This is a genomic window from Pseudomonas sp. GL93 (assembly GCF_003408955.1).
GTDB lineage: Bacteria > Pseudomonadota > Gammaproteobacteria > Pseudomonadales > Pseudomonadaceae > Aquipseudomonas > Aquipseudomonas paracarnis.
Genome location: NZ_NKRF01000086.1, coordinates 57,631 through 82,281 on the forward strand (window position 1 = coordinate 57,631; position 24,651 = coordinate 82,281).

General features: G+C 61.2%; 25 protein-coding genes. 12 read left to right on the top strand and 13 right to left on the bottom strand.

The window, feature by feature from the left end; all coding sequences use genetic code 11:
* Positions 1-35 precede the first annotated feature (35 nt).
* The 4 genes from folE to CER19_RS19305 all read right to left on the bottom strand — a co-directional run bounded on the left by folE (position 36) and on the right by CER19_RS19305 (position 2,340).
* Complete coding sequence (gene folE / locus CER19_RS19290) at positions 36-581, bottom strand: GTP cyclohydrolase I FolE (RefSeq protein WP_003192797.1); 546 nt, start codon at positions 579-581, stop codon at positions 36-38.
* 78 nt (positions 582-659) lie between these two features.
* A complete protein-coding gene (locus CER19_RS19295; RefSeq protein ID WP_003192796.1) occupies positions 660-1,217 on the bottom strand; it encodes a Smr/MutS family protein in 558 nt (185 codons plus the stop codon).
* 75 nt (positions 1,218-1,292) lie between these two features.
* The gene (locus CER19_RS19300) at positions 1,293-1,613 is read right to left on the bottom strand and encodes a hypothetical protein (protein WP_020302242.1); all 321 of its coding nucleotides are present in this window, start codon (positions 1,611-1,613) and stop codon (positions 1,293-1,295) included.
* A gap of 136 nt (positions 1,614-1,749) precedes the next feature.
* A complete protein-coding gene (locus tag CER19_RS19305; protein WP_014719280.1) occupies positions 1,750-2,340 on the bottom strand; it encodes a cysteine hydrolase family protein in 591 nt (196 codons plus the stop codon).
* A 240-nt stretch (positions 2,341-2,580) separates the two neighbouring features.
* Here CER19_RS19305 and prmB point away from each other — a divergent pair, with 240 nt between their 5' ends.
* Positions 2,581-3,489 (top strand): 50S ribosomal protein L3 N(5)-glutamine methyltransferase, encoded by a 909-nt coding sequence (gene prmB / locus CER19_RS19310; RefSeq protein WP_116667592.1) that lies wholly within the window; start codon positions 2,581-2,583, stop codon positions 3,487-3,489.
* Positions 3,490-3,614: 125 nt separating this feature from the next.
* Here the strand turns inward: prmB and CER19_RS19315 are convergent, their stop codons facing one another.
* Positions 3,615-4,418 carry a hypothetical protein gene (locus CER19_RS19315; protein WP_116667593.1) on the bottom strand — a complete coding sequence of 268 codons (804 nt, stop codon included), beginning with the start codon at positions 4,416-4,418 and terminating at the stop codon, positions 3,615-3,617.
* 99 nt (positions 4,419-4,517) lie between these two features.
* Complete coding sequence (locus CER19_RS19320; RefSeq protein ID WP_116667594.1) at positions 4,518-5,480, bottom strand: alpha/beta hydrolase; 963 nt, start codon at positions 5,478-5,480, stop codon at positions 4,518-4,520.
* Positions 5,481-5,623: 143 nt separating this feature from the next.
* Here CER19_RS19320 and aroC point away from each other — a divergent pair, with 143 nt between their 5' ends.
* The 4 genes from aroC to CER19_RS19340 all read left to right on the top strand — a co-directional run bounded on the left by aroC (position 5,624) and on the right by CER19_RS19340 (position 8,960).
* Positions 5,624-6,715 carry a chorismate synthase gene (gene aroC, locus CER19_RS19325; RefSeq protein WP_116667595.1) on the top strand — a complete coding sequence of 364 codons (1,092 nt, stop codon included), beginning with the start codon at positions 5,624-5,626 and terminating at the stop codon, positions 6,713-6,715.
* Between the two features lie 75 nt (positions 6,716-6,790).
* A complete protein-coding gene (locus CER19_RS19330; protein WP_116667596.1) occupies positions 6,791-7,954 on the top strand; it encodes an MFS transporter in 1,164 nt (387 codons plus the stop codon).
* The gene (locus CER19_RS19335) at positions 7,951-8,481 is read left to right on the top strand and encodes an acireductone dioxygenase (RefSeq protein ID WP_116667597.1); all 531 of its coding nucleotides are present in this window, start codon (positions 7,951-7,953) and stop codon (positions 8,479-8,481) included. Before CER19_RS19330 ends, CER19_RS19335 begins: the two co-directional genes overlap by 4 nt.
* Before the next feature lie 209 nt (positions 8,482-8,690).
* Positions 8,691-8,960, top strand: a complete 270-nt coding sequence (locus CER19_RS19340; RefSeq protein ID WP_116667598.1) for a response regulator transcription factor — start codon at positions 8,691-8,693, stop codon at positions 8,958-8,960.
* Positions 8,961-9,019: 59 nt separating this feature from the next.
* Here the strand turns inward: CER19_RS19340 and CER19_RS19345 are convergent, their stop codons facing one another.
* On the bottom strand, positions 9,020-9,298 hold the full coding sequence (locus CER19_RS19345; protein ID WP_003172952.1) for a DUF3509 domain-containing protein: 279 nt from the start codon (positions 9,296-9,298) through the stop codon (positions 9,020-9,022).
* 466 nt (positions 9,299-9,764) lie between these two features.
* Here CER19_RS19345 and CER19_RS19350 point away from each other — a divergent pair, with 466 nt between their 5' ends.
* From CER19_RS19350 to CER19_RS19370, 5 genes are all read left to right on the top strand, one after another.
* A complete protein-coding gene (locus tag CER19_RS19350; protein ID WP_116667599.1) occupies positions 9,765-11,591 on the top strand; it encodes a long-chain-acyl-CoA synthetase in 1,827 nt (608 codons plus the stop codon).
* Between the two features lie 106 nt (positions 11,592-11,697).
* Complete coding sequence (locus tag CER19_RS19355) at positions 11,698-12,213, top strand: ankyrin repeat domain-containing protein (RefSeq protein WP_116667600.1); 516 nt, start codon at positions 11,698-11,700, stop codon at positions 12,211-12,213.
* A gap of 41 nt (positions 12,214-12,254) precedes the next feature.
* The gene (locus tag CER19_RS19360) at positions 12,255-12,785 is read left to right on the top strand and encodes a hypothetical protein (RefSeq protein ID WP_116667601.1); all 531 of its coding nucleotides are present in this window, start codon (positions 12,255-12,257) and stop codon (positions 12,783-12,785) included.
* A gap of 67 nt (positions 12,786-12,852) precedes the next feature.
* Positions 12,853-13,044 carry a PLDc N-terminal domain-containing protein gene (locus CER19_RS19365; RefSeq protein WP_003192770.1) on the top strand — a complete coding sequence of 64 codons (192 nt, stop codon included), beginning with the start codon at positions 12,853-12,855 and terminating at the stop codon, positions 13,042-13,044.
* Positions 13,045-13,450: 406 nt separating this feature from the next.
* Positions 13,451-15,538 carry an LTA synthase family protein gene (locus CER19_RS19370; RefSeq protein ID WP_116667602.1) on the top strand — a complete coding sequence of 696 codons (2,088 nt, stop codon included), beginning with the start codon at positions 13,451-13,453 and terminating at the stop codon, positions 15,536-15,538.
* Between the two features lie 175 nt (positions 15,539-15,713).
* Here the strand turns inward: CER19_RS19370 and CER19_RS19375 are convergent, their stop codons facing one another.
* Positions 15,714-15,866 (bottom strand): DUF3309 family protein, encoded by a 153-nt coding sequence (locus CER19_RS19375; RefSeq protein ID WP_003192767.1) that lies wholly within the window; start codon positions 15,864-15,866, stop codon positions 15,714-15,716.
* A 329-nt stretch (positions 15,867-16,195) separates the two neighbouring features.
* Here CER19_RS19375 and CER19_RS19380 point away from each other — a divergent pair, with 329 nt between their 5' ends.
* Together CER19_RS19380 and csrA are read left to right on the top strand one after the other, a co-directional pair.
* Positions 16,196-17,011, top strand: coding sequence for an SDR family oxidoreductase (locus CER19_RS19380; protein ID WP_116667603.1), 816 nt, complete (start codon positions 16,196-16,198; stop codon positions 17,009-17,011).
* Positions 17,012-17,138: 127 nt separating this feature from the next.
* Positions 17,139-17,342 (top strand): carbon storage regulator CsrA, encoded by a 204-nt coding sequence (gene csrA / locus CER19_RS19385; protein WP_116667604.1) that lies wholly within the window; start codon positions 17,139-17,141, stop codon positions 17,340-17,342.
* A 7-nt stretch (positions 17,343-17,349) separates the two neighbouring features.
* Here csrA and CER19_RS19390 read toward each other — a convergent pair whose 3' ends face one another.
* The 5 genes from CER19_RS19390 to mnmC all read right to left on the bottom strand — a co-directional run bounded on the left by CER19_RS19390 (position 17,350) and on the right by mnmC (position 24,631).
* Positions 17,350-17,577 carry a YheU family protein gene (locus tag CER19_RS19390; RefSeq protein WP_003192759.1) on the bottom strand — a complete coding sequence of 76 codons (228 nt, stop codon included), beginning with the start codon at positions 17,575-17,577 and terminating at the stop codon, positions 17,350-17,352.
* Positions 17,578-17,651: 74 nt separating this feature from the next.
* Positions 17,652-18,836: an osmoprotectant NAGGN system M42 family peptidase gene (locus CER19_RS19395; protein WP_116667605.1), complete on the bottom strand. Its 1,185-nt coding sequence runs from the start codon at positions 18,834-18,836 to the stop codon at positions 17,652-17,654.
* A gap of 136 nt (positions 18,837-18,972) precedes the next feature.
* Positions 18,973-20,718, bottom strand: a complete 1,746-nt coding sequence (gene ngg / locus CER19_RS19400; protein WP_116667606.1) for an N-acetylglutaminylglutamine synthetase — start codon at positions 20,716-20,718, stop codon at positions 18,973-18,975.
* 3 nt (positions 20,719-20,721) lie between these two features.
* Positions 20,722-22,494 carry an N-acetylglutaminylglutamine amidotransferase gene (locus CER19_RS19405; protein WP_116667607.1) on the bottom strand — a complete coding sequence of 591 codons (1,773 nt, stop codon included), beginning with the start codon at positions 22,492-22,494 and terminating at the stop codon, positions 20,722-20,724.
* A gap of 136 nt (positions 22,495-22,630) precedes the next feature.
* The gene (gene mnmC, locus CER19_RS19410; protein WP_116667608.1) at positions 22,631-24,631 is read right to left on the bottom strand and encodes a bifunctional tRNA (5-methylaminomethyl-2-thiouridine)(34)-methyltransferase MnmD/FAD-dependent 5-carboxymethylaminomethyl-2-thiouridine(34) oxidoreductase MnmC; all 2,001 of its coding nucleotides are present in this window, start codon (positions 24,629-24,631) and stop codon (positions 22,631-22,633) included.
* Positions 24,632-24,651: the final 20 nt, after the last annotated feature.

Consider the following 24,651-nt stretch of genomic DNA (forward strand, 5'->3'; position numbering starts at 1 on the left):
CGGCGATGAACGCCGGTTTTTTCCTGCCTGGCCGGTTACTTGATCAGGCTGAGAAATTCGCTGCGGGTGGCCGCGTTCTCGCGGAACTCACCCAGCATCACCGAGGTGATCATCGACGAATTCTGTTTCTCGACACCGCGCATCATCATGCACATGTGCTTGGCCTCGATCACCACGGCCACGCCCAGGGCGCCTGTCACTTCCAACACGGCATCGGCGATCTGGCGGCTGAGGTTTTCCTGGATCTGCAGGCGGCGCGCATACATGTCGACAATGCGTGCGACCTTCGACAGGCCCAGCACTTTGCCGCTCGGGATATACGCCACGTGGGCCTTGCCGATAAACGGCAACAGGTGGTGCTCGCACAACGAATACAACTCGATGTCCTTGACCAGCACCATTTCGCTGTTGTCAGAGCTGAACAAGGCACCGTTGGTGACTTCTTCGAGTGTCTGTTCATAACCGCGGCAGAGGTACTGCATTGCCTTGGCGGCACGCTTTGGCGTGTCGAGCAGGCCCTCGCGGGACACGTCCTCGCCGAGTTGGCCGAGAATCTCTGTGTAATTCTGTTCCAGGGACATGAAACTACCTGTGGGATTTTCGCAAAGCGCAAGGTTACGGTGGCGGACACATCGCTGCAAGCCTGACGATGGCACTTGTTACTCGTCGCGCCCTTCCATCATGGTGCGCTTGAGCATCACATACACCGCGCCGGCACCGCCGTGACGGGCCTGGCACGAGGTAAAGCCGAGCACCTGGGCATGCTGGCGCAGCCAGGTATTGACGTGGCTCTTGATCATCGGGCGCTTGCCGTCCAACCGCACAGCCTTGCCGTGGGTGACGCGCACGCAGCGGATTTCGAATTTGGTCGCTTCGGCCAGGAAGGCCCAGAGGGTTTCCCGGGCTTTTTCCACGGTCATGCCGTGCAGGTCGAGGCTGCCTTCGAACGGGATCTGGCCAGCCTTGAGCTTGCGCATCTGGCTTTCCTGCACGCCGTCGCGGGCCCACATCAGTTCATCTTCGGGGCCGACGTCGATCACGAACTGGTCCGACAGGCCATCCACGGTGGTGGCATCGGTGCGCACGGTCGCGGCCTGGCGCAGCTTGGCGATCTGCGCCCGGTCAGTCTTGGGTTTGCCGGTGTCGGCGCGGTCGTGCTTGATCGGCTTGACGCCGCGCAGCTCGTTTTTGAACAGGGAAAAATCGTCGTCTTGCATGTCAGCCTCCGCGAAGGGCGGGCAGTTTACCTAAATCGCGGCGGCCAGGGCGCAGGAAACGCTATCCAAGCGCCATCAGTCGTGCTTTTTCATCAGGTGAGAGGCGATATTCAACGACAACGGCTGTCGCATTTTCCGACGACTGCGACGCCACAGCCACACGCCCAGCCACAGCACCAGCAAGCCGATGCCCAGCAGGAGTGCCGAGCCGCCCGGGCTGGCATTCAGTTCGCCGAGTGCCGGCGAATGCCCAAACAGGCCGGCGCCACCAGCGCCCGCCAACAACAAGCCTACTATCGCCAGCAACGCGGCAATGCACGCTACCAGGCGCAGACGCCAATTGCTCGGGCCCTTGGGGCGCAAGCGACGAGCATCAAAACCATCGGATATCTTCATTCCGACCTTTCCTCCAGGGTATCGGCCCTTCGACCGGAAGATACACAGGTTGTTCCGGGGGGAGAGGTAAATGCGCCAAATGAAAGGGCTTTGCGGATGAGCGGAGCAATAAACACGCCGCTCACCGCCAGCAGGATCAGATCAAGTCTTTGGCCAGCGCCAGGGTGGCGAAGTTGTCTGCCATGATGGCCATTTCGGTTTGCTGCACATGCTCGGCGCTCAGGATACCGCCCTTGTAGGGCAGGTCGCGGGTGGCGCAGGCGTCTTCCACCAGGGTGCAGCGAAAGCCCAGGTTCTTGGCCGCGCGCACGGTGGTGCTGACGCTGGAGTGGCTCATGAAACCGCAGACGATCAGGTCCAGGGAGCCGAGGTCTTGCAGGTGTTTTTCCAGGCCGGTGCCATGGAAGGCGCTGGGCAGTAGTTTGCCGATGATGGTTTCGTCACCCTCAGGCTCAAGGCCCGGAATGAATTCGCCGCGCTCGCCCTGAGGGTCAAACAGGCCGCCCACGGTGCCCAGGTGGCGCACATGCACAATCGGGCGCCCGGCGCTGCGCGCTGCGGTCACAAGCTGCTTGATGTTCTCTACCGCCGCGTCCATGCCCGAGAGGGCGAGCGGGCCGCTGAGGTATTCTTTCTGGGCGTCGATGATCACCAGGGTCGCATGATTGAGGTTGGCTGCTGCGTAACCGCGACCGCTGAGTTGAAACATCGTCTTTGGAACGGACATTCTGGGGCTCCTGTGAGTGGGGCTTTTGCGACATTGTCCACTGGCTGAGCGCTTCTGTGAATCGCTACTATCGTAAGGTACGCCGTTGCTGGTGTGCAGCCATGTCAAGAGGCAGGCCTGTTTAACACAAAGCGGGCAAATTGGATGAAACCCGACGTACGGCGCCAGGTTTTTCGTACATCGTCGGTACAGGTGAAGGCTGTTAGAATCGCCAGTCGTTTTTTCCAGGAGCTTGCCCCCGTGATCACTTCCCGCCTGCGCACCTTGCGCGACCATATCCGTTGGGCTGTCAGCCGTTTCCATGGGGAAGACCTGTTTTTTGGCCATGGCACCGACAATGCCTGGGACGAAGCCCGGCAATTGGTGCTGGGCGCCTTGCACCTACCGTGGGAAATCGCCGACAGCTATTTGGATTGCAACCTGGAAGAAGAGGAAATCTCCCACGTGCAGCGCTTGCTGCATCGCCGTATCCATGAGCGAGTGCCGACGGCCTACCTGTTGAACGAAGCCTGGTTTTGCGGCATGTCGTTTATCGTCGATGAGCGCGTGTTGATCCCGCGTTCACCCATAGGCGAGCTGATCGAAGACCACTTCGAACCCTGGCTGGCCCAGCCGCCGGCACGCATCCTCGACCTGTGCACCGGCTCCGGCTGCATCGGCATCGCCTGTGCCTACGAATTCCCGGAGGCCGAAGTGGTGCTGGGAGACCTGTCGTTCGAAGCCTTGGAAGTGGCGAACCAGAATATCGAGCGCCATGGTGTCGACGAGCGCGTCTACACCGTGCAGGGCGATGGTTTTGACGGTTTGCCTGGCCAGCGTTTCGACCTCATTGTGTCGAACCCGCCCTACGTGGATGCCGAAGATTTCGCCGACATGCCCGATGAATACCAGCACGAACCGGAGCTGGGCCTGGCCTGCGGTGACGACGGCCTGAACCTGGTACGCCGGATGCTGGCTGAAGCGGCGGACCACCTGACCGAGAAGGGCTTGCTGATTGTCGAAGTGGGCAACAGCCAGGTGCATGTCGAGGCGCTGTACCCAGAAGTGGACTTCGCCTGGCTGGACTTCAAGCGCGGTGGGCATGGGGTGTTCATGTTGACGGCTGAACAGTGCCGTGCGCATCAGGCAGTATTTGCCGCCCGGGTCTAACTGCACAAGCGCGGTCAATGTGGGAGCTGGCTTGCCTGCGAAGGTATCGACTCGGTGTGCCTGAATCACCGAGTTGACTGGATCGCAGGCAAGCCAGCTCCCACATTGGAGCGTATTTCACTCTGTTAACGGTGCGTGGCAATCCAGATCAACAACCCCGCCTGAAACACCGTAAACGCCACCAGGCAGGTGATGGTAAAGCGCAGCCCGCTGTCCTCACGCTTGAACTTGGTGACTTTCTCCTCTTCCTTGCGCAGCTTCACTTCCTGCTCCGCCAGGTTCTGCTCGGCCTGTTGCAGCATCTGCGCGGCTTCCAGGATCTCTACGAACTGCACTTTCTCAGTGTTCCAACTGTCCAGCACGTCGCTGACCTTGCCGGGTTGCACATTGCCCTTGAGGTGCTGCACATCGGCGTAGGCCACGTCGAAACCCTGGATACGCAGGAAGTGATCGCGGCGCAGGCGCGTGGCTTCGTTGAGGGCGTCCTTGTTGGCCAGGTCCACCCCGTCGACGCGGTAGTGGGACCACTTCTTCTTCGCCCAGGCGGCGCCTTGGGCCACCAGGAAGCGCCCGATACCGCGGTTGGCCGGCTCGATTTCCAAGCTGTTGCCGGGCCCGAAGTGCACGCGGTGTTTATCGTGATCGACCCAGATATCCAGGTGGTTCTGCTCGCGCCGTACTCGCTGGCCCGGTAACTGGATGACCATGCGCAACAGGCTGTGGTGTTTGTCATGACGCTCGGCATAGCCGAACTGCACAAAGCGCAATGGCCGTGCGCCGGTCGCGCGGTCGGTGGCCAGCGGGGCCAGGCGCAGCATCTTGAAATGTTCGGCGTGAACGTCGGCCCACGGCAGGGCCGCTGCGGCGCCAACTTCGGTTGCAGCCGGGGTCTCGGCGGTAGATTCGGGTGTTGTTTCGGTGGTTGTCATGCGGCGCGATCCTGTCCAAGCCCTGCGAGCCGACAGTCTTTTTACTGTCGACTCTGGACTTATCGGCCGTTTTTCCCAGGACTGGAGGCCAATTGCCGCTTAACGGGGTTGAAGTCCTTCGATAAAGCTGACGATACGTTGGCCCAGCTCCGCAGCCAGCGGCAGTTTCGGGTCATTGTAGGAGGCCAGTTGCTGCTTCACGTTATTGGGTACGATGCGCATCACGTGGTTCATGCCTTCGATCACCGTCAACTGCGCGTCGGGCTTGGCCTGCTTCAGTTGCCGGGCATCACCTACGCCAACCTGGATATCGTTGGTGCCCTGGATAATCAGCGCCGGCATGCCCAAGCGCGCAAAGGCGGCCGACGGATCGGCGCGGAACAGGCTGATCAGATACGGCTGCACGCTGGGTCGGAAAATACCCTCCAGTGGGCGCGGCACGTCGGCGTCCACCTGGCCGGCCTTGAGATGATCGAGTATTTCATTGCTGCGTAGCAGCAGGGCCGGGGGCAAGTGATCGGCCAGTTGCTGACGGATCACCTGGTCCACCGGGCGGGCGCTGCCAGACAAGGAAATGACCCCGGCCGGTTCAAGTTGCGGCGCGGCGAGGGCCGCGACCAGCGCGCCCTCACTGTGGCCCAGCACGATCAGCGGGCCCATGCGCGTGTCGGCCTTGAGCAACTTGCCCCAGGCCACGGCGTCGGCCACATAGGCCTCCAGGGTCAGGTTGCGCTCATCCGGCGTGGCCGCCAGGCTTGCGGCCACGCCGCGCTTGTCGTAGCGCACGCTGGCGATGTTATGCCGGGCCAGTACCCAGGCCAGGCGCTTGAGGCTGTCATTGCGCGCGCCGTCGGCGCTGTTGCCGTTGCGGTCGGTGGGGCCGGAGCCGGCGATGATCAGCACCACCGGCACCGGTTTATCCGATTGCGGCAACAGCAGAGAGCCAAAGAGTTGGCCGCTGCCGGTGTCCAGGCTGATCGGGCGTTGCAAGACGACAGGGGAGGCGGCCTGGGCCACGGCGGTGAATAGGGTGAGGGTGAACAGCAGAACTCGCAGCATCATAGCGCCATCATTGGAGAGGTGCCGGTTGGACCAACGTCTACCGGTAAGGTTTCGAGGATGAACTAGTCGGTTAGCCTGCGTATACTGGCCGCCTTAAGTTATTACGGTTGACTTGATTCAACTGATTTCACGGAGCGCCCTGCATGTCCGGCAATACCTTCGGCAAGCTGTTCACTGTCACCACCGCGGGCGAAAGCCATGGCCCGGCGTTGGTCGCCATTGTCGACGGCTGCCCGCCAGGCCTGGAGCTGAGCCTGGACGACCTGCAGCGCGACCTCGACCGTCGCAAGCCCGGTACCAGCCGCCACACCACCCAGCGCCAGGAACCGGACGAAGTCGAAATCCTCTCCGGAGTGTTCGAAGGCCGCACCACGGGCTGTGCCATTGGCCTGTTGATTCGCAACACCGACCAGAAGTCCAAGGACTACTCGGCGATCAAGGACCTGTTCCGCCCGGCCCATGCCGACTACACCTACCACCACAAATACGGCGAACGCGACTACCGTGGCGGTGGCCGCAGCTCGGCGCGTGAAACCGCCATGCGCGTGGCCGCCGGCGCCATCGCCAAGAAATACCTGGCCACCCAGGGCATCGTCATCCGTGGCTACATGAGCCAGTTGGGCCCGATTGAAATCCCGTTCAAGACCTGGGACAGCGTCGGAGACAACGCCTTCTTCTGCCCCGACCCGGATAAGGTGCCGGAACTGGAAGCCTACATGGACCAGTTGCGCCGCGACCAGGACTCGGTCGGCGCGAAGATCACCGTCGTGGCCGAAGGCGTGAAGCCGGGCCTGGGCGAGCCGATCTTTGATCGCCTCGACGCCGAACTGGCCCATGCGCTGATGAGCATCAACGCGGTGAAAGGCGTGGAAATTGGCGCCGGCTTCGCCTGCGTATCCCAACGCGGTACCGAGCATCGCGATGAGATGACCCCTGAAGGTTTCCTCAGCAACAACGCGGGCGGCATCCTCGGCGGTATTTCTTCCGGCCAGCCGATCGTGGCGCACCTGGCGCTCAAGGCCACGTCGAGCATTACCACGCCAGGCCGTTCGATCGATGTGCACGGCAACCCGGTGGACGTGATCACCAAGGGCCGCCACGACCCGTGCGTCGGCATCCGTGCCACACCGATTGCCGAAGCCATGATGGCCATCGTGCTGATGGACCACCTGCTGCGCAACCGCGGGCAGAATGCCGATGTGCGCGTGAGTACCCCGATACTGGGCCAGCTGTGATCGCCTGGGGCAACGAGCGAGCTTGTTGTGGCGAGCGAGCTTGCTCGCGCTGGGCTGCGAAGCAGCCCCAATAAAATGACCCCCGTGCTCCCATACTGGCGCCTCTCCAGCTTCTACCTGTTCTACTTCGCCCTGCTCGGGGCGACAGCGCCGTTCCTGGCGCTGTACTTCGATCACCTCGGTTTCTCCAGCGCGCGCATCGGCGAGCTGGTGGCCATACCCATGCTGATGCGCTGCGTGGCCCCCAACCTGTGGGGCTGGATCGGCGACTACACCGGCCGGCGCCTGGCCATTGTGCGATTCGGCGCGGTGTGCACCCTGGCCAGCTTCTGCCTGATTTTTGTCAGCAAGACCTACGCCTGGCTAGCGCTGGTGATGGCCCTGCACGCGTTCTTCTGGCACGCGGTGCTGCCGCAGTTCGAAGTCATCACCCTGGCCCACCTGCACAAGCAAACCTCGCGCTACAGCCAGATCCGTCTGTGGGGCTCCATTGGTTTTATCCTCACCGTGGTGATCATGGGGCGTCTGTTCGATTGGCTGAGTCTGGATATTTACCCGGTGGTGGTCGTGGTGATCATGGCCGGCATCATCGGCGCCAGCCTTTGGGTACCGAACGCGCAGCCGGCCAGCCACGGCAACCGCCTGGTCGGCGATGGCTTTCTCAAGCAATTGCGCAGCCCCGGCGTGCTGGCGTTTTATGCCTGCGTGGCGCTGATGCAAATGAGCCATGGCCCGTATTACACCTTTCTCACCCTGCACCTGGAGCATTTGGGCTACAGCCGTGGCGTAATTGGCCTGCTGTGGGCGCTGGGGGTGGTGGCGGAAGTGCTGATGTTCCTGGCCATGAGCCGTATTCTTACGCGCTTTTCGGTGCGCCGGGTGCTGCTCGCCAGTTTCCTGCTGGCGGCGCTACGCTGGTGGCTGCTGGGTTCATTTGCCGAAGTTTTCTGGCTGCTGCTGGTGGCGCAGGTGATGCACGCCGCCACGTTCGGCAGCTTCCACGCGGCGGCGATTGCCTTTGTGCAACGCAGCTTCGGTGATCGCCAGCAAGGCCAGGGCCAGGCCCTTTATGCTGCGCTGGCCGGCACCGGCGGCGCGCTCGGCGCCCTGTATTCCGGTTACAGCTGGAACCTGCTGGGGCCAACCTTCACGTTCAGTATCGCCAGCCTCGCGGCCCTGGCCGCCGCCATTATCATTGGCCTTCGATTGCAAGAGCCGAACCAAGGAACCGTGCAATGAGCTATGTAGCCGTCTACTCCATCGCCACCCCGGACACTCCGAATAAAGTGTTGACCCATGCCGACGACATCCAGTCGACCCTGGCCGAGCATGGTGTGCGTTTTGAACGCTGGCAGCCCAGCCCGATAGAAAAGGGCGCCACTGATGCTGAAATGATTGCCGCCTACCAGGCTCAGATCGAAGCCCTCGGCTACGCCGCTGTGGAAGTGGTCAGCGTGACCCTCGACCATCCACAGAAAGACGAGTTACGCGCACAGTTCCTGGACGAACGTACCTACAGTGAAGATGAAGTGCGTTTCTTCATCGCAGGCCAGGGGCTGTTTACGCTGCACATAGGCGACTCTGTCTACAGCCTGCGCTGTGAGAAGAATGACTTGCTGATCATCCCGGCCGGTGTACCGCACTGGTTCGACATGGGCGAAAACCCGCACTGTGTGACACTGCGCTTGTTCAACACGGCCCAAGGCGTTGTGCCTTCTTTTACCGGCGATGCGATTGCCACAGGCTTTCCAGGGCTGGATGACTAAGCATAGATAACTGAATGTTCAACCCTGGCAAGTTGGAAGTTGCTGTGGGAAGAAACTTAATTATTTGTAGGGCAAAGCTGTTTGTTCTGTGCTGTGCGCTTTGATTCCACTCTTTATGTAACTCTCTGTTCAGCGTCAATGTTTATGCCATCTGTCAATAGGAGGAATCCGAAAGATGGCAGCGCATCAGCAGATATAAGGAGAGAACAATGAGTGGCCCCGAGGAGACGCATCGCCCGTTGGTTATCGTGCCGACGGCTATCAGAAAACGCATGAGCTTGTCCGGCAAGCCCCTGACTTCCACGGAGCTGGAAATTCTGCGATGGGCCTCCGAGGGCAAGACCGTCTGGGAAATCAGCCAGATTCGCGCCACCTCTGAAGCCACGGTGAAATTTCATCTGCGCAACATCTACGGCAAGTTGGATGTCACCAACCGTGTGCAGGCAAAGAATGAGGCCACCCGCCAGGGCTTATGTTAACGGCATGAAAAAGGGCCGCGACGCTGAGTAGCGTCGCGGCCCTTTTTCAGATTTCCAGCTTAGGCCGAATGATAGGTCGGCAGTGCAAAGCGGTTCTGGCTTTGCAGCATCGAAATCTGCGGCAGTTCGCTGGCTTGTTCAGCCAAGTCACGGCGAATGGCGCTGATGACCCAGGTCAGTTGGTCGGCAGTGTGCAGCTGCTGATAAGAGATCGAGCGCTTGACCTGCTTACCTTCGCTGTTGCGCAGGGTCAACAGGATACCGCCGTCCGGACGTGGCTGGGTGGTGACGTCGTAGTTGGAGAATACTGAAGCGAATTTATCTTGGATCAGGCTCATGTCTATCAGCTCCGTTGGCTCAAGTTGGCAAGCATGGAGTGGTAGGTGCAGTGATTGTGCCAGTATTGGATTTTTTAGAAAATCGTTATAAATCAGTAGTTTATAAATTTATAAGATTTTCATTTTCGTGCAATTTGCATGAATGGCCATCGTGCATCCTGCATTTTGCGCTGTCTGCCCGGTGATTTTTCCGGGAGGAGGGGGAGGGCTGTAATGATACTGACCGTCTTTTGCTCGGAAAAATCCGGTCGGCTGGCAGGCCGTCATCGCAGCGATGCGGCGACCCGACAAGCCAGCTCCCACATTTGGAGGGTGGAGTGTGATGGAGATAAGCCTCGGCCGGCCGCCACGGGATACAAAACTTTTCAAATCCCGCGTGTACAGCCAAAGAACCGCTGACGTATTTTCCGCTACACCAGTCGATGTACCTGGACCAGATCAAGAATAAGAAAAGGGACGTCCCGCCATGACTCATCAACAAATCGACATGATCACCTGGCGCATGATGCTGCGTAAGGTGCCTGCCATCGTTCGGGCCCTCCCACGGGTGGTGCGCGGCATGCGCGCGGCCAACGTCACCGACCCCAGCCAACCCTGCGGCCTGGGCTGGCATTTCGAACAAGCCACCTTGCGTAACCCGGACGGTGCTGCCCTGCTTTATGGGGACAGCGTGATCAGCTACCGCGACGCCAATCAGCGCGCCAATCGCATTGCCCATCACTTGCAGGCCCAGGGCATCCGCAAGGGTGACGTGGTGGCGCTGTTTATCGAAAATCGCCCCGAGTTGCTGCTCAACGTGCTGGCTGTGGCCAAGCTGGGCGGCATCTGCGCCATGCTCAACACGGCGCAAACTCAAGGGGCGCTGGTACACAGCCTGACCCTGGTCAAGCCGGTTGCCATCGTGGTCGGTGCCGAATTGCTGGGCCCTTACGCAGCAGTGCGCGATCAAGTCCAGATCCCGGCCGAGCGCACCTGGTTCGTGGCCGATCAGCCCGGCAGTAGGGGGCCCGACGGCTACATCGACCTGATGGCCGCCAGTGCCGAAAGCCCGGTGGACAACCCGGCGAGTTCCGCGCAGGTGTTCTTCCACGATCCCTGCTTCTATATCTACACCTCCGGCACCACCGGCTTGCCCAAGGCCGGCATCATGAAGCACGGGCGCTGGACCAAAACCGCCGTGAGCTTCGGCAGTATCGCCCTGGACATGGGGCCGCAGGACGTCCTCTATTGCACCTTGCCGCTGTACCACGCCACCGGCCTGTGCGTGTGCTGGGGGGCGGCGATTATCGGCGCGTCGGGGTTTGCCATTCGGCGCAAATTCAGCGCCAGCCAGTTCTGGGACGATGCGCGCAAGTTCAAGGCGACCACCCTGGGCTATGTCGGTGAGCTGTGCCGCTATCTGCTCGACCAGCCCGCAAGTGCGCAGGACCGCGATAACCACGTGACCAAGATGGTCGGCAACGGGCTGCGCCCCGGTGTGTGGGCGCAGTTCAAGCAGCGTTATGGCGTGGAGCATATCTGCGAACTGTATGCCGCCAGCGACGGCAACATCGGCTTTACCAACGTGCTGAACTTTGACAACACCATCGGCTTTTGCCTGCAGCATTGGGCGCTGGTGGACTACGCCCATGACATCGGTGAACCACTGCGCGGCAGCAATGGGTTTATGGTCAAGGTGCCCACCGGCGGGCAGGGCCTGTTATTGGCGCGCATTGATGAAAAGTCGCCCTTCGACGGCTATACCGACCCGGAAAAGAACCGCAAGGTGGTACTGACCGATGTATTCGAAAAAGGCGACCGCTATTTCAACACCGGCGACTTGGTGCGCAGCATCGGTTTCGGCCACGCGCAATTTGTCGATCGTCTGGGGGATACCTATCGCTGGAAGGGCGAAAACGTCTCGACCACCGAGGTGGAAAACGTCTTGCTGAAACACCCGCAGATCGCTGAAGTGGTGGCCTATGGCGTCGAGATCGACAACACCAACGGCCGCGCCGGCATGGTCGCTATCACCCCCAGCGAGTCCCTGGCCAGCCTGGACATGCGCGAACTGCTGCAATTCGCCCACGGCCAGTTGCCCTCTTATGCGGTGCCGTTGTTTTTGCGGATCAAGGTGAAGATGGAAACCACCGGCACGTTCAAGTACCAGAAAGTGAAGCTCAAGGAGCAAGGGTTCGACCCGGACAAGGCTGGCAATGACCCGGTCTACGCCTGGTTGCCGGGTTCGGACAGCTATGTGCCGGTGACCGGGCAATTGCTGGCGCAGATCCAGGGCGGCCAATTCCGTTATTGATTCTGGCTATGGCGGCTTTTGACAAAAAAGCCATGACACCGGGGAACTCCATCGCGACACTGGGCGCCTTAAACAGTTATGTCAGTCGCCTCAGCAAGGAGCCCCCATGTCAGATCAGCCTAAACAAATGACCGAAGACGAAGCCGCCGAGTTTGCCGAGCAAGTTTTCGACGTGGCCCGTCGCGGCGACGCCGCCATGCTTGCCGCACTGTTGGCGAAGGGCCTGCCGGCCAACTTTCGTAATCACAATGGCGACACGCTGTTGATGCTTGCGGCGTACCACGGCCATGCCGAGGCGGTCAAAGTGCTGCTGGAGTTCAAGGCCGACCCCTTGATCGCCAACGACAAGAACCAGTTGCCGATTGCCGGGGCGGCGTTCAAAGGCAACCTGCCGGTGGTCCGGGCGTTGATCGAAGGCGGCACGCCGGTTGAGGCGGCCTCCTCGGACGGGCGTACGGCCTTGATGATGGCGGCGATGTTCAACCGCGTTGAAATGGTTGAGTACCTGCTTGGTAAAGGCGCAAATCCCAAGGCCACCGATGCACAAGGCGCGACGGCACTGGCCGCGGCGCAGACCATGGGCGCGGTGGATACGGCGGCGCAGTTGCAGAAACTGGTGTAGGCTACGCGCCCTTCAAAACTTGCCCGTTACAGGATCGCCCCATGCAAACCGCCCTCGTCGAACTCATCAGTAAAATCAGCGCCGGCGTCATGGGTGAGGACGAAGTAGCGCGTATCGCCGACGAAGCGGCCCAGGCCTATGCGGACCCGGCGGCGTTCCTGGCGGCCAATCCGGATATCAACTACGACGACAGTTTCCCGATCCCGCTGGGAGAGTGGGTGGTGGTCGGTAGCCTGCCGGACACGGTGTTGTTCCAGGCCGATACCTATGGCGACCTGTTTGCCCAGATCGTCGCGTCGTTCGGTCCGGGCGTGGCGTTCAACCTCAAGCCCAAGCAACTGGCCAAGACCGAAGATCTGACCGCGCTCAACCGCATCCAGATCCAGATGAGCGCCCTGAGCCCGGAAGACGGCGGTTATGTGCTGATGAACTTCAGCCAGTTGCTGGACGACGAGATCCAGGCAGTGCTGGTGTTCGGCAACGACCTGGCGCGAGTACTGGAACTGTGTGCCGAAGTCGGCATCAAGGGCGAGCCCTCGCTTGAAGCCTTGAAGATTGCTGTACACGTCTGAAATAAAACGGAACCCGCGCCAAGGCTGACTATCCTACAAGTGCATGCCCTCACTTAGGAGCGACACCATGGGTTCCACGTTTAATAGTCTGATTGGCCTGATCATCCTCGCGCTGGATATCTGGGCGATCATCAACGTGTTCAAAAGCGGCGCCAGCACCGGCGCCAAAGTGCTGTGGATCCTGTTGATCCTACTGTTGCCAGTGCTGGGCCTGATCATCTGGGCCATCGCCGGGCCGCGCGGTAACGTGCGGATCTGACGACCTACTCGATTTGGAGTGGGCACAGTCAATGTGGGAGCTGGCTTGCCTGCGATTGCGGTGTGTCAATCAAAACGATGCAAGCTGACCCACCGCTATCGCAGGCAAGCCAGCTCCCACAGGGGGCACTGTATTAACCATATTTGTGTGTCGAAACTATTCGCCGCACGAAATTTTCACATCCCATCCAAGACAATTCGCCGGCTTTATCCGGCTGCCAGGGCTCTATCTCCAGTGCCCTTAAAGGCAGGGCCGTGGCATACGTTCAGTAATTAATAGCCTTGCCGGCCTTGATCGGGCACCATTTGTGCCACCGCGTTAACCGCCTACCCCAGCCAGCCTGGGCGAGGGACGGACGCCACTGCATTATTTCGCAACTTAAACTTCCAATGGGTCCTAAAACGACATGGCAAACCCGGACGCCCTGAATCAGCAGCGAGCTTCAAATCGCCTGCTGCAACCGACCGTCAAATCCCATCTGGCGTACACGCTGCTCTGCGCACTGGTCATGATGGTGATGTTTTCCCTGCTGCGCCTGGCGTTGCTGGTCTACAACCGCGAGATGATCCTCGATACGCCGGCCTCCACGTTCCTCGAAGCGTTCGCCAACGGCCTGCGCCTGGACATTCGCCTGGTGATGTACCTGCTGATTCCGCTGCTGTTGGCGCTGTTCAGCGTGCGGGCCATGGCGGCGCGCGGGTTCTTCCGTTTGTGGCTGACCGTTGCGTCCAGCATCGCCTTGTTCCTGGGTCTGATGGAGATGGACTTCTACCGCGAATTCCACCAGCGCCTCAACGGCCTGGTCTTCCAGTATGTGAAGGAAGACCCGAAAACCGTGATGAGCATGCTCTGGTACGGTTTCCCGGTAGTGCGCTACCTGCTGGCCTGGGCCGTGGGTACGCTGATCCTGAGCATGGCCTTCAAGGGCGCTGACCGCGCAACGCGCCCACGGGGCCCGTTCAGCGGCGGCACGATCAGCACGCGCCAGGTGGCGCCGTGGTACAGCCGCATCGCGGTATTTATGGTTTGCCTGCTGGTTGCCGTGGTCGCCATCCGTGGCACCCTGCGCCAGGGGCCACCGCTGCGTTGGGGTGACGTCTATACCACTGACTCGAACTTCGCCAACCAGTTGGGCCTCAATGGCACCTTGTCGCTGATCGCGGCGGCCAAGGCGCGCTTCGGTGAAGACCGCGCCAACATCTGGAAGGCGACGCTGGAACAACCACTGGCCACCCAGACCGTGCGCGACATGCTGGTGCTGCCGCAAGAGAAGCTGGTCGATACCGACACCGCTGCCGTGCGCCGTGACTTCACGCCACCGGCCGAGAGAACCCTGCCGATCAAGAACGTCGTGGTCATCCTGATGGAAAGCTTCGCCGGTCACTCGGTGGGCGCATTGGGACGTCCGGGCAATATCACCCCGTACTTCGACAAGTTGACCCAGGAGGGCTTGCTGTTCGACCGCTTCTTCTCCAACGGCACCCACACCCACCAGGGTATGTTCGCCACCATGGCCTGCTTCCCGAACCTGCCGGGCTTCGAATACCTGATGCAGACCCCGGAAGGCAGCCACAAGCTGTCGGGCCTGCCGCAGTTGCTCAGTGCGCGTGATTTCGACGATGTGTATGTCTACAACGGCGATTTCGCCTGGGACAACCAGTCGGGCTTCTTCAGCAACCAGGGCATGACCAACTTCATCGGCCGCAATGACTTCGTCGACCCGGTGTTCTCCGACCCGACGTGGGGCGTGTCCGACCAGGACATGTTCAACCGTGGCCTGGAAGAACTGAAGGCGCGCGAAGGCGGCAAGCCGTTCTACGCACTGCTGCAAACCCTGTCCAACCACACGCCGTACGCGTTGCCGACCCCATTGCCGGTTGAGAAAGTCACCGACCGTGGCAGCCTCAACGAGCATTTGACGGCCATGCGCTATTCCGACTGGGCCTTGGGCCAGTTCTTTGAAAAGGCCCGCAAAGAGCCGTACTTCAAGGAAACCCTGTTTGTGATCGTCGGTGACCACGGCTTCGGCAACGAGCAGCAGATCACCGAGATGGACCTGGGCCGCTTCAACGTGCCGATGCTGATGATCGCACCGGGCATGCGCGAGAAGTTCGGTGAGCGTGACCACACTGTGGGCACCCAGATCGACATCGTGCCGACCATCATGGGCCGCCTGGGCGGCGACACCTTGCACCAGTGCTGGGGCCGTGACCTGCTGAACCTGCCGGAAGGTGACAAGGGTTTCGGCGTGATCAAGCCATCGGGCAGCGACCAGACCGTGGCCTTGCTCACCGGCGATCGCGTACTAGTATTGCCCAAGGAAATGCCACCCAAGTTGTGGGAATACACACTGGGCGCCGAGCCGACTGGCAAGGTGATTCCTGAGTCGCCGGACGAAGCTGCACTCAAGCAGAAACTCGAGTCGTTCCTGCAGACCGCGACCAAGAGCCTGCTGGATAACACCGCAGGTGTGGTGGACGGTAAGCCGGACTAACTGACCGGCAATAAAAAAGAGGCCTTCTAGAAGGCCTCTTTTTTTTGCTTTCTTACTTGTAGGAGCGAGCCTGCTCGCGAAAAACTTACAGGCGCCGCGTTCATTCAGGACGCGCGCGTTATCGTTGACGTTTTTCGCGAGCAAGCTCGCTCCTACAAAAAGCGGGGCGCGGTGTTTATATCTTGCCGAGCAACAACAGCACCAGCAGAACAACCAGTACCACCCCCAGGATACCCGACGGTCCATAACCCCAGTTACGCGAGTGCGGGAACACCGGCAGGCCACCGACCAGCAGGAGGATCAGGATAATAATCAGAATGAGGCTCATGGTTTTATTCCTTATAGGTTTTTTGCAAAAACCGGCTGTTTAACCGTTGGTTCGTCCATGTACAGTGGGACGCCTTACCCATTCCGACTCTGCCACTTCGTAGAAAATTCATTGTTTTTATAAAACATTTTGATGTGTCGCTTATTTCTTTTAACGCGTGCACAACTTGAACTAATCAGTTGAAAAAAATTGAACTTAGTCTATAGGCACGCCTGCGACCGAGCCCACGGTTTGCCCGGGGCATTCATCACCCTGATGGTGCGTGGGTCGAGCAAAAACCTTCGCTACACTGCCGGTCACTTCTTTCGTGAACCACAAGGCTACCTCCTATGCAAAACCGCATGATGATCACTGGCGCCGGGTCTGGCCTGGGTCGCGAAATCGCTCTGCGCTGGGCCCGTGAAGGCTGGCAGTTGGCGTTGTCCGATGTCAGCGAGCCCGGTTTGCAGGAAACCCTCAAGCAGGTTCGCGAGGCGGGCGGCGATGGCTTTACCCAGCGCTGTGACGTGCGTGACTACAGCCAGCTCACGGCCTTTGCCCAGGCCTGTGAGGTGAAGCTCGGGGGCATCGATGTGATCGTCAACAACGCCGGCGTGGCCTCGGGCGGGTTCTTCGCTGAACTGTCCTTGGAGGATTGGGACTGGCAGATCGCAATCAACCTGATGGGCGTCGTCAAAGGTTGCAAGGCGTTCCTGCCGCTGCTGGAAAAGAGCAAGGGGCGCATCATCAACATCGCGTCAATGGCAGCGCTGATGCAAGGCCCGGCCATGAGCAACTACAACGTGGCCAAGGCGGGCGTGGTGGCGTTGTCCGAGAGCCTGTTGGTGGAGCTCAAGCAACAGGAAGTGGGCGTGCATGTGGTGTGCCCGTCGTTTTTCCAGACCAACCTGCTCGACTCGTTCCGTGGGCCAACCCCAGCCATGAAGGCTCAAGTGGGCAAGTTGCTTGAGAGTTCGCCCATCTCGGCGGCGGATATTGCCGACTATATCTACCAGCGCGTGGCCGCAGGTGAATTCATGATCCTGCCTCACGAGCAAGGCCGTATGGCCTGGGCGTTGAAGCAAAAAAATCCGCAGTTGCTGTATGACGAAATGACACTGATGGCCGACAAGATGCGCGCCAAGGCGCAGGTTGTTAAGGGCTGATTTGGCTGGGGTCTGTCAGGCAAATTACCTATCTGTGTAGGAAATGCCTGATTTGCCCGCAAGCCATTGCCGGCCCAGCGCCAAGGGGGCATGGTCGAGGTCCTGTTACTGGAAAAGGACAACCGCCATGCTGGTCTTAAGCCGTACCCTAGGCGAAGCCATCGCCATTGGCGATGACATCACCGTGCATATCCTTGAAGTGAACGGTACTCACGTGAAATTCGGCATCGAGGCACCGGTGGGCGTCAACGTGTACCGTGCCGAGGTGTACCGCAAAATTCTCAAAGGCGAGAGCCAGGCTACCCATCCCGTGCCGGTGCCCAACCCTTAGGCAGGTTTCAGTCGAACAGATGCTTGGGCACATCGTGCTTGAGCATCAACTGGCATTGCTCGCTCTCGGGGTCGAAGACAATCAGCGCCTGGCCTTTGGTCAGCGCCTGGCGCACGCGCAGCACGCGGGTTTCCAGAGGCGTGTCGTCGCCATTGTCGGTGCCGTCGCGGGTGACGAAGTCTTCGATGAGACGGGTCAGGGTGTCGACTTCAAGTGCATCGTAGGGAATCAGCATACAAGCCTCAGGTGTCAGGTCCCGGCGATGCTACTGTGCCGGGACCTTTGTTGCCAGTATCCACTCACCCCGCGTCAGGACCTCTGGCCGACCAGGCTGTCCACCGACGGCACGCGGGTGTCGCTCTCCATTTGCGTTTCATGCTCGATCTGATGACTGAACCTATCCAGTGAACCCTGGGCCGGTTGCGCATCGCTGGCAAACACCGGCGGGCTGAGGATATAGGCGCCCAACAAGCGGCTCAGGGCGGCGAGGCTGTCGATATGGGTACGCTCGTAGCCATGGGTGGCGTCACAACCGAAGGCCAGCAGCGCGGTGCGAATATCATGGCCGGCGGTGACCGCCGAGTGCGCATCGCTGAAGTAATAGCGGAACAGATCGCGGCGTACCGGCAGGTCGTTGTCCGACGCCAGGCGCAGCAAGTGGCGGGACAGGTGATAGTCATAGGGCCCGCCAGAGTCCTGCATGGCCACGCTCACCGCATGTTCGCTGGACTGCTGGCCGGGAGCGACCGGGGCGATATCGATGCCGACAAACTCACTCACATCCCAGGGCAGCGCGGCCGCTGCACCGCTGCCAGTTTCTTCGGTGATGGTGAACAGCGGGTGGCAGTCGATCAGCAGGGGCTGACCACTGTCGACGATGGCCTTTAGCGCAGCGAGCAGGGCGGCGACCCCGGCCTTGTCGTCCAGGTGGCGAGCGCTGATATGCCCGCTCTCGGTGAACTCGGGCAGTGGGTCGAAAGCCACGTAGTCACCCACACTGATTCCCAGGGAATCGCAATCGGCACGCGTGGCGCAGTAGGCGTCCAGGCGCAGCTCGACATGGTCCCAGCTCACCGGCATTTCATCCACGGCGGTGTTGAATGCGTGCCCGGAGGCCATCAACGGCAATACGCTGCCGCGAATCACGCCGTTGTCGGTGAACAGGCTGACGCGGCTGCCCTCGGCAAAGCGGCTCGACCAGCAGCCCACCGGCGCCAGGGTCAGGCGCCCGTTGTCCTTGATCGCGCGAACGGCGGCGCCGATGGTGTCCAGGTGCGCGGAGACGGCGCGGTCAGGGCTGTTTTTCTGGCCCTTGAGGGTGGCGCGAATGGTGCCGCGCCGGGTCATTTCAAACGGGATGCCGAGTTCTTCCAGGCGCTCGGCGACGTAGCGCACGATGGTGTCGGTAAAACCGGTGGGGCTGGGAATGGCGAGCATTTCCAGCAACACTTTTTGCAGGTACGCGAGATCGGGTTCGGGAATGGTTCGGGTCATGGAAACTCCTGATGAGTTGAGGGCGATCGTTCCCACGCTCTGCGTGGGAATGCCTCAAGGGACGCTTTGCGTCCGCTGTGGTGACGCAGAGCGTCACAGGCTGCATTCCCACGCGGAGCGTGGGAACGCTCGGTAGTCAGGTAGCCGGCTGACTGTGTGGAAACAACAAATCCACAAACTTCTCAGCCGTGGGTTGCGGTTCATGGTTGGCCAGGCCGGCCCGTTCGTTGGCTTCGATAAACACATACTCTGGCTGGTCGGCCGCAGGCACCATCAGGTCCAGGCCGACCATGGGAATATCCAGGGCACGGGCCGCACGCACGGCCGCGTCCACCAGCGTGGGGTGCAGGATCGCCGTGACATCTTCCAGGCAACCCCCGGTGTGCAGGTTGGCGGTGCGTCGCACGGCCAGTTGCACGCCACGGGGCAGGGTGCTGTTGTAGTCGTAACCTGCGGCTTTGAGGGTGCGCTCGGTTTCTGCATCCAGCGGGATTTTGCTCTCGCCGTCGGTGGCCGCCTGGCGGCGACGGCTTTGCGCCTGGATCAACGCGCGAATCGAATGTTGGCCGTCGCCGATCACTTCGGCGGGGCGACGAATCGCCGCCGCGACCACTTCAAAACCGACCACCAGAATGCGCAGGTCCAGGCCTTCGTGGAAACTTTCCAGCAACACGCGGCTGTCGAACTGGCGCGCCGCTTCAACCGCCTGCTGCACCTCTTCGATGCTGCGCAGATCCACGGCGACGCCATGGCCTTGCTCGCCGTCCAGCGGCTTGACCACGATGCGCTGGTGTTCGTCGAGAAACTCCAGGTTGTCATCGGCACTGCCCGCCAACTGTTGCACCGGCACATGCAGGCCCGCAGCCTTGAGCACCTTGTGGGTCAGGCTCTTGTCCTGGCACAGAGTCATGCTGATGGCACTGGTCAGGTCGCTCAGGGACTCACGGCAACGCACGCGGCGCCCGCCGTGGCTAAGGGTGAACAGGCCCGCATCGGCATCGTCTACTTGCACATCAATGCCGCGGCGGTGGGCTTCTTCGACAATGATGCGCGCGTAAGGGTTGAACTCCGCCTGGGGTCCCGGGCCCAGAAACAGCGGTTGATTGATGCCGTTCTTGCGCTTGATCGCAAAGGTGGTCAACGCCCGAAAGCCCAGCTTGGCGTAAAGGCTCTTGGCCTGGCGGTTATCGTGCAACACCGACAAGTCCAGGTAGCTCAAGCCTCGGCTCATGAAGTGCTCCACCAAGTGGCGCACCAACACTTCACCGACGCCAGGGCGCGTGCATTGCGGGTCGACGGCCAGGCACCAGAGGCTGCAACCGTTCTCCGGGTCGTGGAAGGCTTTGTGATGGTTGAGGCCCATCACGCTGCCAATCACCGCGCCGCTGTCTTCATCTTCGGCCAGCCAGTACACCGGGCCGCCTTGATGACGTGGGGTAAGGCGCTCCGGGTCGACGGGCAGCATCCCGCGGCCCTGGTACAAGTGGTTGACCGCTTGCCAGTCGGCCTCGCTCTGCACCCGGCGAATGCGAAAGCCGCGAAACACCCGCGTGGCCGGGCGGTAGTCGGTGAACCACAGGCGCAGGGTGTCGGACGGGTCGAGAAACAGTTGCTGCGGGTCAATGCCCAGGATTTGCTGGGGCGCGGCCACGTACAGTGCGATATCGCGCTCGCCGGGCTGTTCGTTGAGCAGTTCCTGAGCCAGGCTTGCCGGGTCGGGAAAGGTGTGGCCGATCAACAACCGGCCCCAGCCGCAATGCACGGCAATCGGGTCGGCGGCCAGTGCGCTGCCATCTTCGGCCAGGCGCGCTTGCAGGCGCTCATAGGTCGGCGCCTGGCCCTTGAGTAAGCGTTGGCTATAAGCCGCGGCATTCGGTTTCATGGATCAGATTCCTTGTTCGCTGAGCCACAGGTTCAGCGCCGCCAATTGCCACAGCTTGGAGCCGCGCAGTGGGGTCAGTTGGCCTTGAGGGTCGGTGAGCAGGCGGTCGAGCATGGCCGGGTTGAACAGCCCGCGGTCCTGGCTCGGGTCCAGCAGCAACTCGCGCACCCAATTCAAGGTATCGCCCTGCAGGTGCTTGAGGCCGGGCACGGGGAAGTAGCCTTTCTTGCGGTCGATGACTTCGCTGGGGATCACCCGGCGCGCCGCTTCCTTGAGCACCTGTTTGCCGCCGTCGGGCAGCTTGAACTGGGCCGGCACACGGGCCGACAGCTCTACCAGGCGGTAGTCGAGGAACGGCGTGCGCGCCTCCAGGCCCCAGGCCATGGTCATGTTGTCCACGCGTTTGACCGGGTCGTCTACCAGCATCACCGTGCTGTCTAGGCGCAGGGCCTTGTCCACCGCCGCGTCGGCGCCAGGCATCGCGAAATGCTCGCGCACGAAGTCGCCGGCAGCGTCGTTGGCGGTCAGCCATTTGGGCGTGACGGTCGCCGCATAGTCATCGTAGCTGCGGTCGAAAAACGCCTCGCGATAGGCCGCATACGGGTCGCTGGCACCGTCCACTTGCGGGTACCAGTGGTAACCGGCGAACAACTCGTCGGCGCCCTGGCCGCTCTGCACCACTTTGCAATGCTTGGCCACTTCCCGCGACAGCAGGTAGAAGGCAATGCAGTCATGGCTGACCATCGGTTCGCTCATGGCGCGGAAGGCTGCCGGCAGTTGCTCGATGATCTCGCTTTCGGCGATGCGCAGTTGGTGGTGATGGGTGCCGTAGTGTTTGGCGATCAGGTCTGAGTACTGGAACTCATCGCCACGTTCGCCGCCGGCGTCTTCAAAGCCGATGGAGAAGGTCGACAAATCCTCCACGCCCACTTCGCGCAGCAGGCCGACGAGCATGCTCGAATCGACGCCGCCAGACAGCAGCACACCCACATCCACCGCCGCACGTTGGCGGATGGCCACGGCTTCGCGGGTGCTGTCGAGCACGCGGTCGGTCCAGTCTTCCAGGGCCAGGTGTTTTTCGTCCTCATGGGGCCCGTAGGGCAGGGTCCACCAGGTTTTCTGTTCGGTCTTGCCGCTGGCGTCGATGCGCATCCAGCTGGCGGGCGGCAGTTTTTCAATACCCGCCAGCAGCGTGCGCGGCGCGGGCACCACGGCGTGGAAATTCAGGTAATGGTTGAGCGCCACCGGATCGAGGATCGGGTTGATGTCGCCGCCCTTGAGCAACGCGGGTAACGCCGAGGCAAAGCGCAGGCGTTGGCCGGTGCGCGACAGGTACAGAGGCTTCACGCCGAGACGGTCGCGGGCGATGAACAGGCGCTGCGCATCACGCTCCCAAATGGCAAAGGCGAACATGCCGTTGAGCTTGGGCAGCAGCGCTTCGCCCCAGGCGTGATAACCCTTGAGCAACACTTCGGTGTCGCCGCCGGAATAGAACGCGTAACCCAGGGCTTCCAATTCTTGACGCAGCTCCGGGAAGTTATAGATGGCGCCATTGAAGGCCAGGGACAGCCCCAGGTGGGCGTCGACCATCGGCTGGGCGGAGCCGTCCGACAGGTCCATGATCTTCAGGCGGCGGTGGCCCAGGGCAATCGGTCCTTGGGCATGAAAACCCCAGGCGTCGGGGCCTCGGGGGGCGAGGTGATGGGTGATGCGTTCTACGGCTGCCAGGTCGGCAGGTTGATGATCAAAGCGTAACTCGCCAGCTAGTCCACACATAAGTTCCTTACCGGTTTTTCCGTTGGGGAGGGGTCAACACTCAATACGCCCAAACGGGCGCGTACCCAGAAACTGACCCAGTGCTATGCGTGGAGTTTTAGACCGATAAGTTATAAGGCAGATAGCCGCCTTGCCTTTAATCCGGCTTTTTTTGTGCAGCGGCCTGGCCTCGCACCAGCGCGCGCAGGGCAAATCGATTGGGGTGGCAAGCCTCGGCCACGCTGGTGGGCACGGGCAGGGGCTCATCACTCAGCCACGCAGCCAGAAGTTCGCCGCACAACGGCGCAGTGATCAATCCACGCGAGCCATGGCCGCTATTCAGAAACAACCCCGGCAACCACGGGCAGGGCGTTTGCGGCACTTGCCGGGCGTCTTTGCCCAGTACCGCATAAGCCTGCTGAAACGCTGCATGGTCGGCCAGTGGCCCAACGATGGGCAGGTAGTCGGGGCTGGTACAGCGAAACGCGGCACGGCCTTCCAGGTGTTCGGCCGCCAGGCGGTCGGCACCCAGGCGCTGCAGCAGGTCGGTAGACATCTCGCGCAGCATCTGCAGGTTGCCGCTGTGTTCGGCGGGCGTGGGCGTGAGGTCTTGATTGTTGAAGTCAAAACTGGCGCCCAGGGTGTGTTCGCCAAGCCGGGCCGGCGCGACGTAGCCCTCGGCACAGACCACCGTGGCCAGCGCTTTACTCGCGCAGGTTTGCGCCAGCCGAGTGATCTGCCCACGGATGCGCTTGAGCGGTATGTCAGCACTGAAGGGGAAACGCTTGATCTCTGCAGCCCCGGCGAGCACCACGACACCGGCGCTGGCCAGTACGCGGTCACCGGCGCGGGCTTGCCATTGGTCGTCGAGCCGGTGCAGTTCCAGTGCCTCGTGGTGGGTGAGCACTTCAATCAGTGGATGTTTCGCCTGCCACTGGCACAGCGCGGGTGGATGCACCCAACCGCCCTGTGGAAAAAACACCCCGCCGTGGGCCAGTTCGATTCCCGCCTTTTGCTGCGCCTGCTCGCGGTCCAGCAGCTGCAGCAGGTCCGGAGCAAAGGCGTTTGCCAATTGGGCCTGCCGCTGGCTTTCTTTGGCATCAAACGCCAGTTGCAACACGCCACAGCCGTCCCAATCGACACCTCGGTGCAAGTGTTCCAGCAGGCGTCGGGTGTGGCCAAAACCGCTGAGTATCAGCTGGGACAAGGCTGTGCCATGGGCCGAAAGCTTGAGGTACAACACACCCTGTGGGTTGCCCGAAGCTTCCTGTGCCAGGCCGGCGTGGCGCTCCAGCAGGCTGACACGCCAACCCCGGGCGGCTAGGCTGGCGGCGGTCGCGCAACCGGCCAGGCCACCGCCGATGACCAGGGCGTGACGTTCACCCTCGATGGCGGGTGGCCGGGTGAACCAGGGTTTACGTGGGGGCGGCGCGGGTGAGTCGGTGGGCCAACCGACAAACTCCCCACGCAGGATCTCCCACTTATGCCCGATACCGGGCGTGCGTTTCATTTTGAACCCTGCGGCATTGATCAACCGCCTTACCCAGCCGGTGCTGGTGAAGGTGCTGATGGTCGAGCCCAGTGCCGCCAGGCGCGCCAGTTGGGCGAACAGCTCGGCGGTCCACATGTCGGGGTTTTTCGCCGGGGCGAACCCGTCGAGAAACCAGGCATCGACCTGGGCATCCAGTTGTGGCAACTGTTCCAGCGCGTCGCCGATCAACAGGGTCAGGGTCACGCGGCCATTGTCCAATACCAGGCGCTGGAAACCCTGGTGGATGGCAATGTATTGCCCCAGCAGTTGCTCGGCCAAGGGGTGCAGTTCGGGCCAGAGGGCGAGTGCGCGTTGCAGGTCCGCATGGCTCAGCGGGTATTTTTCCACGCTGACAAAGTGCAGTCGCGCACCGGCGACTGCGTGCTGTTCGAACAACTGCCAGGCGCAGAGGAAGTTCAAACCGGTGCCGAAGCCGGTCTCGCCAATCACCAGGCGCCCACCTGTTGGCAAGGCGGCGAAGCGTTCCTGCAAGCGGTTCTGCTCCAGGAACACGTAGCGGGTTTCTTCAAGGCCTGACTGGTCGGAAAAATACACGTCGTCGAATACCCGCGAATGCGGGCGGCCTTGATCATCCCAGTCGAGCTGGGCATGGGTGATGGGGTTCATGGCGGCTCATAAAATGAAAG